Source organism: Geomicrobium sp. JCM 19055, from assembly GCF_000698185.1.
GTDB lineage: Bacteria > Bacillota > Bacilli > Bacillales > Marinococcaceae > Geomicrobium_A > Geomicrobium_A sediminis.
Genome location: NZ_BAXL01000003.1, coordinates 1 through 13,052, shown reverse-complemented (window position 1 = coordinate 13,052; position 13,052 = coordinate 1). Strand labels below are relative to the sequence as shown.

Here is a 13,052-nt window from a genome sequence, read left to right as displayed (position 1 = left end):
TAATTGATCTTTGGAATCAAAATGGAGGTAAAATGCTCCTTTCGAGATTCCACTAACGGTACAGATGTCTTGAATCGACGTCGGATGAAAACCTTCTGTCGCAAAAAGATGAATTGCTTTTTTTTATTATTTCGGTCTTTTTCTGATTCATCAACTACACCTCATGATTATCTTACCATTGACTGACCATCCACTCAAAAGATTAATCTTCACCTAAAACACACATTCAACGTTCTAAAGTTGTGCTAAACTATATTTATGACCAGTCAGTCATCATTTATAAGGGGTGTTGTTCGATGAATGACCACGTAAGCTACAGTCAAGAAAATGATGTGAACTGCATAGACGAGCCTCAACACTGTTCGGAAGATACGATTGAAGATATTGTTCGACGCTTACAAGATCAGGGTATTGACGTGACGATTTGCCGTAGACGCCTAATTAACAATGAAAAAACGGAGAGTCATCACTCTCCGTTTCTTTATCCTTCTTCTACCTCTCGAGAATGTTTCGCCCAAAACACAATAGGTACGAGGCTCAATGCCAAGAACCCTCCTAAAAGCGATAACCAAGAAAAACTCATCCCCGATGCAACCATTCCACTCATTGCTCCTCCTGATGCACCAGCAAGTGCAACAAAAACATCGACAGAGCCTTGTACTTTCGCACGAACGCTCGGATGTGTTCCATCTACAAGTAGTGCGGTTCCACTAATCAATCCTAAATTCCAGCCAAGCCCTAACAACCCAAGTGCCACAATTAATCCAAACAACGAATCTGGAGGCGTAAATGCCGCAAGCAAGCCTGCTCCGAGTAACGTGATTGCAGAGCTGACGACCATCACCGTGCGTCCTAGACGATCTATAAGAATTCCAGTAAATAATGATGGCAAATACATTGCACCGACATGGATACTAATGACAAGTCCGATTTCTCTTAAACTATGCCCATGATGTTCCATATGGACAGGCGTCATCGTCATAATCGCAACCATAATAATCTGCGTTAAGATCATTACCATTGCCCCGACAACAACACCTTTTTGCATTGGTTTTGCTTCATTCACCTCATTCTGTTGTTCCTTTGAATCTAGCAACGATTGAGCGAGTAGAAATGGATCAGGTCGTAAAAAGATAAACAACGTTAAACCTGCAAGTCCATACGCTAGTGCTGCAAGGATAAATGGTCCAGCAAGCGGTGGGATTCCTAAGCTAGCAGCAAAGTCTCCCATCACATCAACAAGGTTTGGTCCGAGCACAGCACCAAACGTTGTTGAGACGAGTGCGATGCTCACCGCAGTAGCCCGTTGTTTATCCGTTGCTAAATCCGTTCCCGCATAGCGTGCTTGTAGATTTGAAGCTGTACCTGCCCCGTAAAGAAAGAGCATCATCCATAAAAGCCAAATGCTATGTAAAACGGCTGCAACTAATATCCCGATTGCCCCAACAAACCCCGCTAAAAAACCGAGCGATAACCCTACTCGGCGCCCAAGACGTTGTGACATGCGTCCAATTAAAAATGCCGCAAGTGCTGACCCTAACGTAATTAGAGCCACCGGTAAACCTGCAAGTGCTTCCCCTTGCACCATACTTTGTGCAAGTAATGCACCAACTGTAAGTCCTGCTGCAAGCCCTGCTCCACCGAAAAGTTGTGCAATGACGACGACGATGAGTGTTCGTTTATACACGTATGCCTGATTATTCATGATGGTGCACTTCCCTTCACTGCAAATGATAGCACAAAGACGGAAAGTCGTTTTAAACCACCTAAGATTCATTGTTTCATTGAATATTTACGTCAGCCTAGATAAAAAAAGGCTGGTCAAAGCTCGGTACATTCCGAACATCAACCAGCCATCTCATAATAAGACAAATTCTAAAGATTGAACTGCGAGTCTTGCGTTGCTTCACTTAGATAGTGAGGAATCATTGATTTAAACGTTCGATCTTCTACTTCTGTCTCAACTTTCTTCACGCGAATATTAAAGTACTTTTCCATATTCTCTTCAGTCATAATTTCCTCAGTTTTACCGACAATCACAGGTTGTTGTTTTGATACCATCATAACTTGATCCCCGAAGTAGAATGCATGATTAGGGTAATGTGTATTAATAATACAAGTGATGTTTTGTTCTTTTACTAGCTTTTTAATCGTTTGTAAGATTATTTTTTTTGTTTTTGGATGTCTAAGTGTGATTCTGGTTCATCTAGTATTAATAGTTTAGGGTCTGCAACGAGCGTGCGTGCAATTAAAGCAAGTTGCAACTCTCCTCCACTAATTGAATTGCACGATTGATATGCAAGATGTGCAATTCCAATCGATTCCAATGCTTCCATTGCCGCGGCTTCGTCTTTTGCGGAAGGCTGTGAATAGGAGCGAATGTACATCGCTCGACCCATTGTAACCATTTCTAATACCGAATAAGCGAATGCCATTTTAGAAGCTTGCGGAACGTATCCGACGAGTTTCCAGAGCTCTCTTGAAGAATAAGCTTTAATCGATTTGCCTTCAATGCGCGTCTCACCTTGCTTCCAATCTTTCAGCCCCATTAAGCATTTAAGGAATGTCGTTTTTCCAGCACCATTCGGGCCTAATACGGACAGAATCTCTCCTTCACAGAGTTTGAGGTTAATAGAATTTCGATATAAGAATGACGGCTCTGTCTTTTTCTTCCTTTTTCCGTAATAAAAGTTCCCGCCGTTGACTTCTATTTTCATTTCCAACCTCCTCCTGTACGCATTAAAAGATAAGCAAAGAATGGTGCCCCAACGATTGCAGTTAGAATTGATAACGGAATTTCAGCAGGGGTTAACGTTCGTGCTAAGTTATCAATGATTAATAAATAGGAGCCGCCAATTGATATGGAAACGGGCAGTACGAAGCGATTATTGTTTCCGACAAGCATCCTTGCAATATGTGGAATGATTAACCCAACCCAGCCGATAATACCAGCAATAGACACTGCTGAAGCGGTAATAATCGTTGCTGCGAAAATGACGAGCCACCTCGTCTTCGCTACAGAGATTCCAAGTGACTTTGCTTCTTCTTCGGATAGAGAGAGTATATTAATTCTCCATCTTAAAACGAGTAAGATCACCATACCAACGATAATAAAAGGCGCCCCAATCAAAATGTCGTAGTATGATGCAGTACCGAGGTTTCCCATTAACCAATACGTAATGGACGGGAGCTTCTCTTCAGGATCTGCGACAAATTTAATCAATGATATAAACGCTTGGAATAACGCACTCGTCACAACTCCTCGCAAGGACCATCATAAAAATCGGCATTTCCTTTTTAAATCCACCTACAAGGAAAGTAATTCCGATCGCTAACATCCCTGTTATTAACGCAATAATTTGAGTGGAGAATCCGTGACCGAATAACAAGATCCAAGTGCCGCCCCAAAACCTGCACCAGCAGAAACCCCGAGAATGTCAGGGCTGACTAACGGGTTTGCAAACATCCCTTGAAATGCCGCTCCTGCAATGGATAGACCTCCACCAATCAGGATCGCCAGGATGACTCGAGGTAAGCGTAATTGGATGACCGCTGCTTCTTCCATGTCGGTCCATGTCTGCTCAATATCTATAAACTGCGAGAGAAGAATCTGTACTTGAACCGTAAAATCTACTTCGAACCTGCCAATACTAAGTGACAATACCCCAAGGAACAAGGGAAATAGTACAAAAAAATAGTCCTTTCAACGTCGCTTTCATCGCTAGTGAACATCCTTACGTTAATATTTTGCTGCCTCTGATGATGGATTTAGAACATCATAGATTTGCTCATCACTAATGTCATAATCATAAAATTCATCGTAATACGTTTTAATCTCTTCTTCTATGCTGTACTCGAACCGCTCAGGGTGATTCTTCTGTGCCATCCACTTCAGCATTAAAGGTGCATCACCACTTGGTGGCATCCAGCGATAAATTCCTAATGGAATTTTGTACACTTGTTGTTCTCGGACGGCTGTTACATCGCTCCAGTCCTGTCCTCTAAACACATTTTCATACAAATCTTCTGGCTGTGTTTCTGTGAAGTTCGTTATGTAAATAATGTCAGGATCCCAGTTATATACCTGCTCCATATTTACTTCCTTGATGCCATTTATGTCGCCTTCAGCAACATCTTGACCACCCGTCGCATTGATCCAACGGTTGCCGTGGTGATTCACTCCCCCAACAGATATTTCATTTTCACTATGATATTGCAATAGCATTACACTAGGCTTCTCCTCATCTGAGACACCTTCAAGTCCCTCATCACTTCTGCTTGTGCCTGTCGACCTTCTTCAATGATTTGATCTGGCCGATCACTCGTGCCCGTAATTTCACCGGTAATTGAAACCCATCGCTCAAAATTATCGAGTGGGTTATCCGTTCTCGTCGCTGTATCAAGGCAACGGTCGGGATGCCTGTCTCTTCGACTTTTTGAACTGACATTTCCTCGTTGGCTCTTTCGAAATAGACGTCAGGATTTAGCTGCATGAGCGTTTCAACATTTACTTCTCCATTTTTAACAAACGATGTATTTGCATCTGCACTGCTGGGGAAATCTCTTTAAGTATTGAGTTTATCGCTGCGTTATAAGAGTTGGGGTGCATACCGACAATTTCATCCGTTGAGTTTGTTGCTACAAACCATGTTGAGAAGTAAGGAAGGATGCTTCCCATTACGACTTGATCGATCTCATTAGGTATTTCAACTTCTCGCCCGAGTTCATCTTCAATTAATTTTTGCTCAGCTGTCGTCTCAACTTCTTGCGATTCTGTATTAGAACCACAGCCGGCAAGAATCGCTATACTTACGAAACTTAAGCCAATTATTTCTTTCTTCACATGTAGCACTCCCTAAGTTATTTATAATGAATTACTTTACAAAGATAACATTTTAAATGATAATGAGAATCGTTATCACTAACTGAGATGTAGTTTATATCGACTTTGACAATTCGTCAACCACGAAAATTGGAGGTACACACTTTATGACAGACCAATCATTGCTTATGCTCGACCCTGGGCACGCGTTTGGCTTACGTAATCGTACTCACCCGTTTACACGTGAGAATTTTCATCTGATTGATCAATATGATTTTTCAACGATCGATTTGGAACCATACAAATGCCTTGTCATTCAAGAGTTTTGTGATCAAGAATTTTTGATGCAGCAACAAGATCGAATCAATGAATTTCTTCAACATGGTAAAATTGTGATTTTTTTGTGGTCATCTTTTTTTTGAATTTGTTACCAGGTACATTTCCATTCGTTCCTAAAACAGTAAATAGCTTTCGTGATTACATCATTTCAAAAGAAAGTGAACATGAAATCTTTGAAGGGGTACTCGCAGAAGAGATGACGTTCAATAAAGGCGTTGCTGGGTTCTTCGCAAGAGGAACACACCCCCACAAAGAGGAAGTCGAAGTGCTTTTACGTTTACCTGGTGGAATGCCAACAACTTACATTGATCGCTCAAGCACAAACGGAACCATTTTCGTTCATGCAGGTAAAGATTTGTTCAACTACCACGCTCAAAACAAATCAACAAACCGGATTCCAACGCAACTATTGCAATGGGTGCATGATGAGTATGATCGGATTCAGGGGGAAGAAACAAATGCGTAAAATCGGAGTGATCTACAGCGGAATTGCTTCACATTATCGAACATTTAAAGAATCTAAGTATCGTGAATTTATTAGTGAGTATTTCTATTTCCCTGACTTTGAGCATGCTTCGCTTTCAGATGTGGACGTTTTAATCGTCCCTTCACAATTAAACGGAACCTTGTTAAAGCAAGCTAAAGCTAGAATTCAGCAGTTTACCGAGGATGGAGGCATCGTCGTAGCTTTTGGTCCACAACCGTGGGAATGGATTCCTAATCAAGATTGGGAAGAACGAGAAACGAACTTCTGGTGGTGGCTCGAAGAAAACCCTAAGAGTGGCTTGCACTTACAACAACCAGAACATGATTTGTTTACTTATATTAGCTTGGAAGATGCGACATGGCATCAGCACGGTGTTTTCTGGCCGAGCCAAGAAGCTGACAAATTGATTACAACCGAAGATGGTGGTGCAGTTCTTTACATCGATAATACAAGTACAAACGGAACTTGGATCGTAACGACACTTGATCCTGATTATCATTTTGGTTCGTATTTTATGCCTGCAACGGAGCGTTTCTTAAATGGGTTCTTCCCTTGGTTAACACACGGAAGATTTTAGTTATTAGTCTTTACGTCAAAAAAACCTGCTCCACATCGGAGCAGGTCTATGTCTATGATTCATAGTAAGCGAGTAATTGTTCTGCATCGGCTCGAAGCTCAGTATAGGCTTCCCGAGAAAATGAATTTAAGTTCCACTGCCAAATGACGATGTTCCAATAGTTTCGTGCTGCATCATAATTATCTTCCTCAATCAATCGTTCAGCGGCTGCCGTCAAACGATCAATCGTTGATGCGTAATAAATTTGTTCTGCATCGACTAAGTTTTCAATTGTCATCAGCGCCCGTTCTGGGGTAACGAGTTCAACTTGGCTCGACGTAAAGATGACGTTTGAAAGCAACCGATACAAATACTCTGGGTGATCTCTAAACCCTGGTTCTAAGCCCATAATCGTTACATTCGGTTTATTTCCTTCAATAACGATTGGTTGACCAGAAGCTTCCTTTGCATCTTTCCAAAATCCCGCCTTAAAAAAAGTCTTCATCTGCAAATCGTGCGACAACCTCTTCATCTGTTACGTCAGAAAACCAAATCGGATTATAAACAAAGCCGAGATCTTCTTCATCGTAACCGTGGGTAACACTCGACGGAGTGTACTCTACGTGCACGACACCGTTACTATTTCTTGGACCTGTATGTGTCGTTGCATCACTTAACTCCAACTGATTGACCGCTACAGAAGATGCACTTTGACCAATGGCAAAGTAATGACCTCCTGCATCGATAAATTCATGAACACGTTTCTTGTATTCTTCTGACTCGTCAAATTGACCGCCGTTCGCAATCACAAGATCAAAGTCTTCTAGTTTATGATTAAGTACATCATTTGTTGAAATCTCAGTCACTTGATACCCCATCTTGATGAGCGCTGCCCTCGTTCCATGATTACTTCGATCGTTAAAGATGGCAACTTTAGGCGAGTGAACCATAGAGCCATCACGAGGAATATCTGTCGTTTCTAGATATAAATTAGAGTCCGCAACGAATGATTCCAACTGCTCGTTTCGCGTAACATTAATGTGAAAATGACCTTCTTCACTACGAATCACTTCAACACCTTCATTAATCAATTCATTAACGAATTGAACAGATTCAACCGCGTTATTTTGCAGAACATAAGGTCCATCTCCAATCAATTGACCTATGCTTTCCACAAGCTCAGTAACCGGTTCAAGTGTTGCATCTACTTCCTCATAAAGTGGTGTTGCTTCAAATCCCCACAGTTCAGGAATATTCCAAGCGGATACATCGTACATAGCGCTTGCTTGATCGCTAATATCTTCGCCGTCCCAAAGCAGAACGTTCGCCAAACTCCGTTTTGCTTGATTAAGTCTTACTACATAAGAACCTTCTTCATACGATTGGCCGTTCGTCTCAAGTGTTTCTGTCGTTTTCTCAACAATGAGCCCGTGTCGCAATAGCTCATTTACCCCTTTGATCGTTGCAGATGCGTTCTGCTCATCTACAGGTAAAACGTAGGCATTCGGAAAATAACCGTCAGGATGATCAACATGTTCAAATTCCACACCACGCTTGAAGATCTCGAGTTGATCTTTTGTCATTTCGAGTTTATTCTCGCTCGAGAACTTCAGCGATCCCATCACTGCATCAACCATCCAACGTACACCGTCTAAACTGTTATCTGGTGTCTCTAACGTATGACCATATACTCCGTGGTGATTCGCATACATCGGTGTAAAAATCGGTGGATAATCATCCCAACCGTCTTCCATATCGCGATATGAATGTAGGTGCCTTGCATGTTGCGGTAACGATCCGTTTCATACTGATCGCGATTTGTCACGAGTTCCGCTTCCATCGCCTCAGCATTCGGCAATGCCCACTTCAAATAGAGGTCATGTTCATAGTTGGGGTTGTGAGGGTGTGTCGTAGGTTCAATAAGCCCCGGATTGTCATCATCATAGATGACAAATCCATGAAGGTCTAACAACACCATCGGATTCCAATCACGAATCATGTCAATATTCACCATCGTCTCTGGTTGCGATAACGTTACATGGTCACGGTTCAAGTCAAACCCATTCGCATTTTGTCTTGTTCCGAGCTCCCTTCCATCTGGATTGTTGACGACATTAAACACAAGCACATGCTCGTCCAAGATCGCCAGCGTCTCCTCATCTTCTTCAAAAGCGAAACGCTCAATGAGCTCTAAAACTGCGTCAGTACCAGGGAATTCGTTTCCATGAATTCCACCAATAATCAAGATTGGCACGTGAAAGTCAGGTTCATCTTTAATCGTTTGTAACGACGCTGTTGGTTCAACTTGCATCGTTTCTCGAAATTCTTTTACTTCATCAACATCAACACCAGGATGAGAGATCACAACTTCATATAAGTCCCTGCCTTGAACGCTTTGCCCAATGACCTCAAACTCCATACGTTCACTTTCACTGTATTCTTCTAGATCGGTAGAATTTCCTCGTATGGAATCGGTTCGTAGGCATTAGCCTCACTTACAATTGGTGTGAATAATAAAAATATTAAGGCTATTAGTAACGGTTTCATCGAATTATGTACTCGTTTCATATCGCTGCTACTACTCTCTGCTTACTTCTTGCAGGTCCTTGATTAGTAGCAGATTCACCTCCCAAATGTTTGATTTTTACGCTGATAGTCGTAAGTGATCCTCCTTCCTCATCAAAATCCCTTTCATTGTGCAGATTTTTCCCTATTCTTACAGTTTATAAGAAAATATCACGTTTGATCGAATTTAACGAGATTTTCTTACACGTTTCTACAATTCAATAAGTAAGTATTGTGCCTTTCGTCTAGAATTGGTGCTTTTTTAATACATTTGCTAGAATATGTAACAAGAAAGGAGTTTCTCCATGCAAAAACGACCAAAACATCTGTTTTTCTTATCTTTTGCTGCTCCGCTTTCCTTCATTGTGATGGTCGGATCGATTCTTTTGCTTGCCAATCCAATTCCCCCAATTGTGATTTTCGGAACGCTCACACTGCTTTATCTGCTTCTCGGTGTGTACCATTACAATCGCAATAAAAAGGGCATTGATAAAAAACGTTCACAAAGGGGTGACGTCCAATGATGTCTGTCTATCCTATGGAAGGTTCATGGGTAATCACTAGTTTCGTCATCCTTTTATTTATGATTAGCATGTATGTACTTAATGGACTAATTGCAACGAGTCAGTACCCATCACTAAATGGCCAACAAAAGAAAGAGTGGAAGACTTATCGAAGTCACCCAACGTCTACAATTCTTTGGACAATCGTCACTGCACTAACTGCAGGACTAATTCATTATGGTGCATCGCTTAGTGAAACACTTTGGCTAACGATTCCATTAAACTTAATCGCATTTGCGATCTTCACCTACTTATTAATGGAACTTGCCTTTCTTATCGTTGCAAACCTTTTACTTCGACTGAAGACGTTTCACCACACAGAGCAACTTGAAAAACAAACAGGACTCATCTTTATGATTGCAGCACCGATTGTTTTTGGAATTTCTTTTCTTGTCGATTGGTTAATCCTCACGTGGCTCCCATTCTTTTTGTTATTATTTGGTCTTACTTTTCGCTACATTACTGAAAAAGAAGCTCAGAAGAGACGCAAAAAGAAGTCCTATTAAATCTAATCCCCTCATAGTAATGATACAATTCAGAAAACACATTACCTGAGGTGATTGCCATTCTTATTGCTGGTGGGGTTCTCATTGGGCTTGGAATTGGACTGTTTCTCGATTACGTCTCAGCCGGTCTCCTCATTGGGGCGGGCATCGGATTGATTGCTGAATACTTCGTTCAGCGCAAAGCATAAAACAAGCCGCTGAGAATGGTCTCAACGGCTTGCTTTTTTTGTTAAAGTGAAAAGGCTTTAGCAAGTAATTCATAAGAACGATGACGAGATGTTTTCTCTGTTAACATATTTAAAATCATCACTTCATCCACTTGCGCTTCATCTGCCAAAGTTCGAATCTCTTCTTTGACTCGTTCAATGCTTCCAATAATGAACTTGCCCTTATTCTCCTCTTTCACTAGTTGTTCTTGCATCGTATACGTATGATTTGCTGCTTCCTCAAGTGTTGGTGGTGGATTCGTAAACTGTCCCGTTCCCCATCGAACCCACTGCAGCTCAGCTGGTCCTGCTAAGTATTCAGCTTCTTCATCGGTTTCTGCAGCAATGACCATAATCGCTAAAATGCTCTTCGGTTGCTCCATAAACACCGATGGTTTAAAGTTCTCACGATACGCCCTCAACATTGGTACGGCAAGTTGTGGAGAGATATGTGCAGCAAAAACAAAGCCTAGACCGTTGTTGGAAGCAAAGCGCATGCCGCCATCACTTGAACCGAGCATAAATGGCGCAGGTGTTAATGGTTCAGGAGCGTGTGATATAGATGCAAATGGGTGATCGTCTTTAAACTCCCCTTTAAAGTAACTCAGCAGTTCATCAAGTTGACTCGGGAAATCATCGCGCACGACTGCTTCACGTGAGCGTCTAAGCGCGAGCGCCGTTAACCCATCTGTTCCAGGAGCACGTCCAATTCCTAAATCAATTCGACCTGGGTTCAAAGCTTCAAGTAATGCGAAGTTCTCTGCCACTTTTAATGGACTATGATTTGGAAGCATAATCCCCCCTGAACCGATTCGTATACGGCTCGTCTTCGCCGCTACATGTGCACTAAGTAAGTCAGGTGATGTACTCATTTGATATTTCGAATTGTGATGCTCCGCAAACCAATACCGTGTAAACCCTAATGATTCCACATGTTGTGCGAGTTCAGTGGAATTATTCAGCGTCTCTGTTGCTGATTCACCGTTGTACATCGTTGCTAAATCTAGTAACGATAGTTGTATGCTCTTATCCATAAATGGGTCTCCTCATTTCTAATCCTCGTCACGTCTAGAAGCAATCTTTGCTTCCGAAAGGTCCGCATTGGTCCCTCTCATGTATGATTGCGTTGCGCGATCAATCATTGCATCTCGAAAATCGACACGACTTAAATTGCAATGTTGGAAATTGACATTTTGCAACGTCGCTCCATAAAATGACGTGTTCTTAAGTGAACAATAACTAAACTTAACGCCTTTTAACGTCTCATGACTAAAATCACAATCATTTAATGTTGAATGTTTAAACGTCGTACTTACGAGCGTACATCCTTCAAACGACGCTTTTTTCATCGTAGAATTCGTAAACTTCACACCAGTCAAATTCGTCTCAAGAAAAATAGTGTCATGCAATGTAGACGAAGAAAACTTACTGTTCTTGAAATCAGAATGAAGAAACTCTGATCCAGTCAACGTGCATGATGAGACTTTCCGTTTACATTTGAGATGTGTGCAAACTCCGTATTCTTTAAGTTCTCACTCGAATATTTCACACGAACTTGATCGTCGAGAGCAATATCTTTAGGTTGAACAACTTCAAAATCTTCTTCCTTCATCCATTCACTCCCCCTTATTCGTTCTATTATACTAGAAATTCACATCTGCAAAAAAAGCAAGTGAATCATTAACGCCGATTCACTTGCTTTCTTTGTCTTTACTTTGCTCTTCTTCGAGTCGCTTTCTACGTCTAGATAGAAAACTCGTAACTAGAATGAGCGGCATCAATACAATTGCCGTATCTCTAATCTCATTAACACCTGTTACGATGCCAATGAGCGCAAGTACAAAAACGACGAGACAAACAGACACATTAAGTATTGTAAAAAAAAGTTACCGAGAAATTGAGGAAAAAGCTTTTTTTGTAGACATAGGACTAGTTTATCATAAACAAATGAATGGATTCTAGAATGTGCGTTTGCCAATCTTTTACGATTCAGCAACTCTCCTTAAATGCAAATGCCAAAGCACAAACATCCCAATCCATATTAACGTGAGACAAATCGCAAGAACAATCGTGTATGTCGCAAGTGTTACACCTTGATTCATATGATAAATGATCGCGATGATCGGGGCGATGATCCCAATAATAAAGCCGTACTTTAAAAAGCGTTGCTCTTTAAGTCCTCGACTGACAAATGTCATCGTAAGAAATATGGCAATGCCCGCCCCAAGTAAAGGGAGGCCAATTAAATACAAGAATGTGTCCACAATCGTAAAACCATTATAAATGAGTACAGATGACGTAATAAGTAGTCCGATAAAGACGAGCGCAAAAGAGACTCGTAAAGAAACGGTTCGTTCGTATTCATTTAAGTCCATAACAAAACATCCTCCCTTCGCTTTATTTCCCTTTTTGCCGTTTGGCATTCGACTTTGTCGTCTTCGGAATTGTGGAAGAATGTTGCTTACGAATCCACTTAATAAATGATTGCAACTTCGGGTCTTGCTGAAGCGACTCCACCGTCGTTAATCGCAGGGCAATTTCTTGGTTCGTGTAGAGAGCATGAATTTGTTTATGGCAAGGAATACATAAAAGGGATGTTGGCTCAAATGCACCACCCTCTTCTTTAGGTACAAGATGATGAATCGTTCGCTTCACATCCTGTCTGCCACACAATTCACACGTTCCTACAGTAGTCTTCAAGATCATTGTCCTCCTTCTACCAAAACATTGTCGAATTTACATGCATTATAGCATGAATTGCAAAATGAAAACTTCCATGACACGCTCAATTAAAACGGTTCGTCGTCCATTTGAATCGGTGTTATAGTTCCATGAAGCCAATCGCTCCTCGTTTTCGCGTAACTGAGACCATCATAGACTGTCCTATCTTCATCAACCCAACCACTTCTATAATAGGCTTCTTTCACAAACCCTGCGGCATGGAACGTTTTTCGCATCGCCATATTGTCTACACGAGTGCAGCCCTCTAATCGAATAACCTTCTCGTA

General features: G+C 41.5%; 19 protein-coding genes and 4 pseudogenes. 6 read left to right on the top strand and 17 right to left on the bottom strand.

What is annotated here, in order from left to right; translation table 11 throughout:
• From JCM19055_RS31185 to JCM19055_RS28350, 7 genes and pseudogenes are all read right to left on the bottom strand, one after another.
• Positions 1 to 114 (bottom strand): annotated as a pseudogene (locus JCM19055_RS31185) (TetR/AcrR family transcriptional regulator); the annotation flags it as partial.
• A gap of 367 nt (positions 115 to 481) precedes the next feature.
• Positions 482 to 1,705, bottom strand: a complete 1,224-nt coding sequence (locus tag JCM19055_RS03670) for an MFS transporter (protein WP_042358582.1) — start codon at positions 1,703 to 1,705, stop codon at positions 482 to 484.
• A 170-nt stretch (positions 1,706 to 1,875) separates the two neighbouring features.
• Positions 1,876 to 2,064 carry a hypothetical protein gene (locus JCM19055_RS31180; RefSeq protein ID WP_370542975.1) on the bottom strand — a complete coding sequence of 63 codons (189 nt, stop codon included), beginning with the start codon at positions 2,062 to 2,064 and terminating at the stop codon, positions 1,876 to 1,878.
• A 98-nt stretch (positions 2,065 to 2,162) separates the two neighbouring features.
• Positions 2,163 to 2,717, bottom strand: coding sequence for an ABC transporter ATP-binding protein (locus JCM19055_RS03665; RefSeq protein ID WP_370542974.1), 555 nt, complete (start codon positions 2,715 to 2,717; stop codon positions 2,163 to 2,165).
• Positions 2,714 to 3,676, bottom strand: a pseudogene (locus JCM19055_RS03660) (FecCD family ABC transporter permease). The gene JCM19055_RS03665 and the pseudogene JCM19055_RS03660 overlap by 4 nt, the downstream one beginning before the upstream one ends.
• A 63-nt stretch (positions 3,677 to 3,739) precedes the next feature.
• Positions 3,740 to 4,231, bottom strand: a pseudogene (locus JCM19055_RS28355) (ABC transporter substrate-binding protein); the annotation flags it as partial.
• 276 nt (positions 4,232 to 4,507) lie between these two features.
• Complete coding sequence (locus JCM19055_RS28350) at positions 4,508 to 4,843, bottom strand: hypothetical protein (RefSeq protein ID WP_265181759.1); 336 nt, start codon at positions 4,841 to 4,843, stop codon at positions 4,508 to 4,510.
• Between the two features lie 146 nt (positions 4,844 to 4,989).
• Here JCM19055_RS28350 and JCM19055_RS28345 point away from each other — a divergent pair, with 146 nt between their 5' ends.
• Genes JCM19055_RS28345 through JCM19055_RS03645 form a run of 3 tightly spaced genes read left to right on the top strand, consistent with a single transcriptional unit; the run spans position 4,990 to position 6,225 of the window.
• Positions 4,990 to 5,244 carry a hypothetical protein gene (locus JCM19055_RS28345; RefSeq protein ID WP_265181758.1) on the top strand — a complete coding sequence of 85 codons (255 nt, stop codon included), beginning with the start codon at positions 4,990 to 4,992 and terminating at the stop codon, positions 5,242 to 5,244.
• Positions 5,226 to 5,627 (top strand): hypothetical protein, encoded by a 402-nt coding sequence (locus tag JCM19055_RS28340; RefSeq protein WP_265181757.1) that lies wholly within the window; start codon positions 5,226 to 5,228, stop codon positions 5,625 to 5,627. Before JCM19055_RS28345 ends, JCM19055_RS28340 begins: the two co-directional genes overlap by 19 nt.
• Positions 5,620 to 6,225 carry a hypothetical protein gene (locus tag JCM19055_RS03645; RefSeq protein ID WP_042358580.1) on the top strand — a complete coding sequence of 202 codons (606 nt, stop codon included), beginning with the start codon at positions 5,620 to 5,622 and terminating at the stop codon, positions 6,223 to 6,225. Before JCM19055_RS28340 ends, JCM19055_RS03645 begins: the two co-directional genes overlap by 8 nt.
• Positions 6,226 to 6,277: 52 nt before the next feature.
• Here JCM19055_RS03645 and JCM19055_RS22565 read toward each other — a convergent pair whose 3' ends face one another.
• The 3 genes from JCM19055_RS22565 to JCM19055_RS22555 are packed head-to-tail and all read right to left on the bottom strand — an operon-like array spanning position 6,278 to position 8,623.
• Positions 6,278 to 6,709 (bottom strand): hypothetical protein, encoded by a 432-nt coding sequence (locus JCM19055_RS22565; RefSeq protein ID WP_052365870.1) that lies wholly within the window; start codon positions 6,707 to 6,709, stop codon positions 6,278 to 6,280.
• A complete protein-coding gene (locus tag JCM19055_RS22560) occupies positions 6,693 to 7,958 on the bottom strand; it encodes a hypothetical protein (RefSeq protein WP_152549732.1) in 1,266 nt (421 codons plus the stop codon). The genes JCM19055_RS22565 and JCM19055_RS22560 overlap by 17 nt, the downstream gene beginning before the upstream one ends.
• Positions 7,877 to 8,623, bottom strand: a complete 747-nt coding sequence (locus tag JCM19055_RS22555) for a M14 family zinc carboxypeptidase (protein ID WP_052365868.1) — start codon at positions 8,621 to 8,623, stop codon at positions 7,877 to 7,879. Before JCM19055_RS22555 ends, JCM19055_RS22560 begins: the two co-directional genes overlap by 82 nt.
• A gap of 451 nt (positions 8,624 to 9,074) precedes the next feature.
• On the opposite strand from JCM19055_RS22555, the gene JCM19055_RS03635 reads away from it, so the two are divergent.
• From JCM19055_RS03635 to JCM19055_RS27015, 3 genes are read left to right on the top strand one after another with little or no spacing between them, the layout of a single operon-like run.
• A complete protein-coding gene (locus JCM19055_RS03635; protein ID WP_042358578.1) occupies positions 9,075 to 9,293 on the top strand; it encodes a hypothetical protein in 219 nt (72 codons plus the stop codon).
• Complete coding sequence (locus JCM19055_RS03630; RefSeq protein WP_042358576.1) at positions 9,290 to 9,838, top strand: hypothetical protein; 549 nt, start codon at positions 9,290 to 9,292, stop codon at positions 9,836 to 9,838. Before JCM19055_RS03635 ends, JCM19055_RS03630 begins: the two co-directional genes overlap by 4 nt.
• A 50-nt stretch (positions 9,839 to 9,888) precedes the next feature.
• On the top strand, positions 9,889 to 10,026 hold the full coding sequence (locus JCM19055_RS27015; RefSeq protein ID WP_193745295.1) for a hypothetical protein: 138 nt from the start codon (positions 9,889 to 9,891) through the stop codon (positions 10,024 to 10,026).
• A 41-nt stretch (positions 10,027 to 10,067) separates the two neighbouring features.
• On the opposite strand, the gene JCM19055_RS03625 is transcribed toward JCM19055_RS27015, so the two are convergent.
• The 7 genes and pseudogenes from JCM19055_RS03625 to JCM19055_RS27000 form a co-directional block, all read right to left on the bottom strand.
• Positions 10,068 to 11,078, bottom strand: a complete 1,011-nt coding sequence (locus JCM19055_RS03625; RefSeq protein WP_042358575.1) for an LLM class flavin-dependent oxidoreductase — start codon at positions 11,076 to 11,078, stop codon at positions 10,068 to 10,070.
• An 18-nt stretch (positions 11,079 to 11,096) separates the two neighbouring features.
• The gene (locus JCM19055_RS03620; protein WP_042358573.1) at positions 11,097 to 11,513 is read right to left on the bottom strand and encodes a pentapeptide repeat-containing protein; all 417 of its coding nucleotides are present in this window, start codon (positions 11,511 to 11,513) and stop codon (positions 11,097 to 11,099) included.
• On the bottom strand, positions 11,510 to 11,656 hold the full coding sequence (locus JCM19055_RS27010; protein WP_193745293.1) for a hypothetical protein: 147 nt from the start codon (positions 11,654 to 11,656) through the stop codon (positions 11,510 to 11,512). The genes JCM19055_RS03620 and JCM19055_RS27010 overlap by 4 nt, the downstream gene beginning before the upstream one ends.
• A 79-nt stretch (positions 11,657 to 11,735) precedes the next feature.
• On the bottom strand, positions 11,736 to 11,909 hold the full coding sequence (locus tag JCM19055_RS27005) for a hypothetical protein (protein WP_193745095.1): 174 nt from the start codon (positions 11,907 to 11,909) through the stop codon (positions 11,736 to 11,738).
• 117 nt (positions 11,910 to 12,026) lie between these two features.
• Entirely contained in the window at positions 12,027 to 12,419 is a 393-nt protein-coding gene (locus tag JCM19055_RS03610; protein WP_042358571.1) for a hypothetical protein, read from the bottom strand.
• Positions 12,420 to 12,441: 22 nt separating this feature from the next.
• Entirely contained in the window at positions 12,442 to 12,747 is a 306-nt protein-coding gene (locus JCM19055_RS03605; protein ID WP_370542993.1) for an HNH endonuclease, read from the bottom strand.
• 86 nt (positions 12,748 to 12,833) lie between these two features.
• A pseudogene (locus JCM19055_RS27000) lies at positions 12,834 to 13,052 on the bottom strand (GNAT family N-acetyltransferase); the annotation flags it as partial.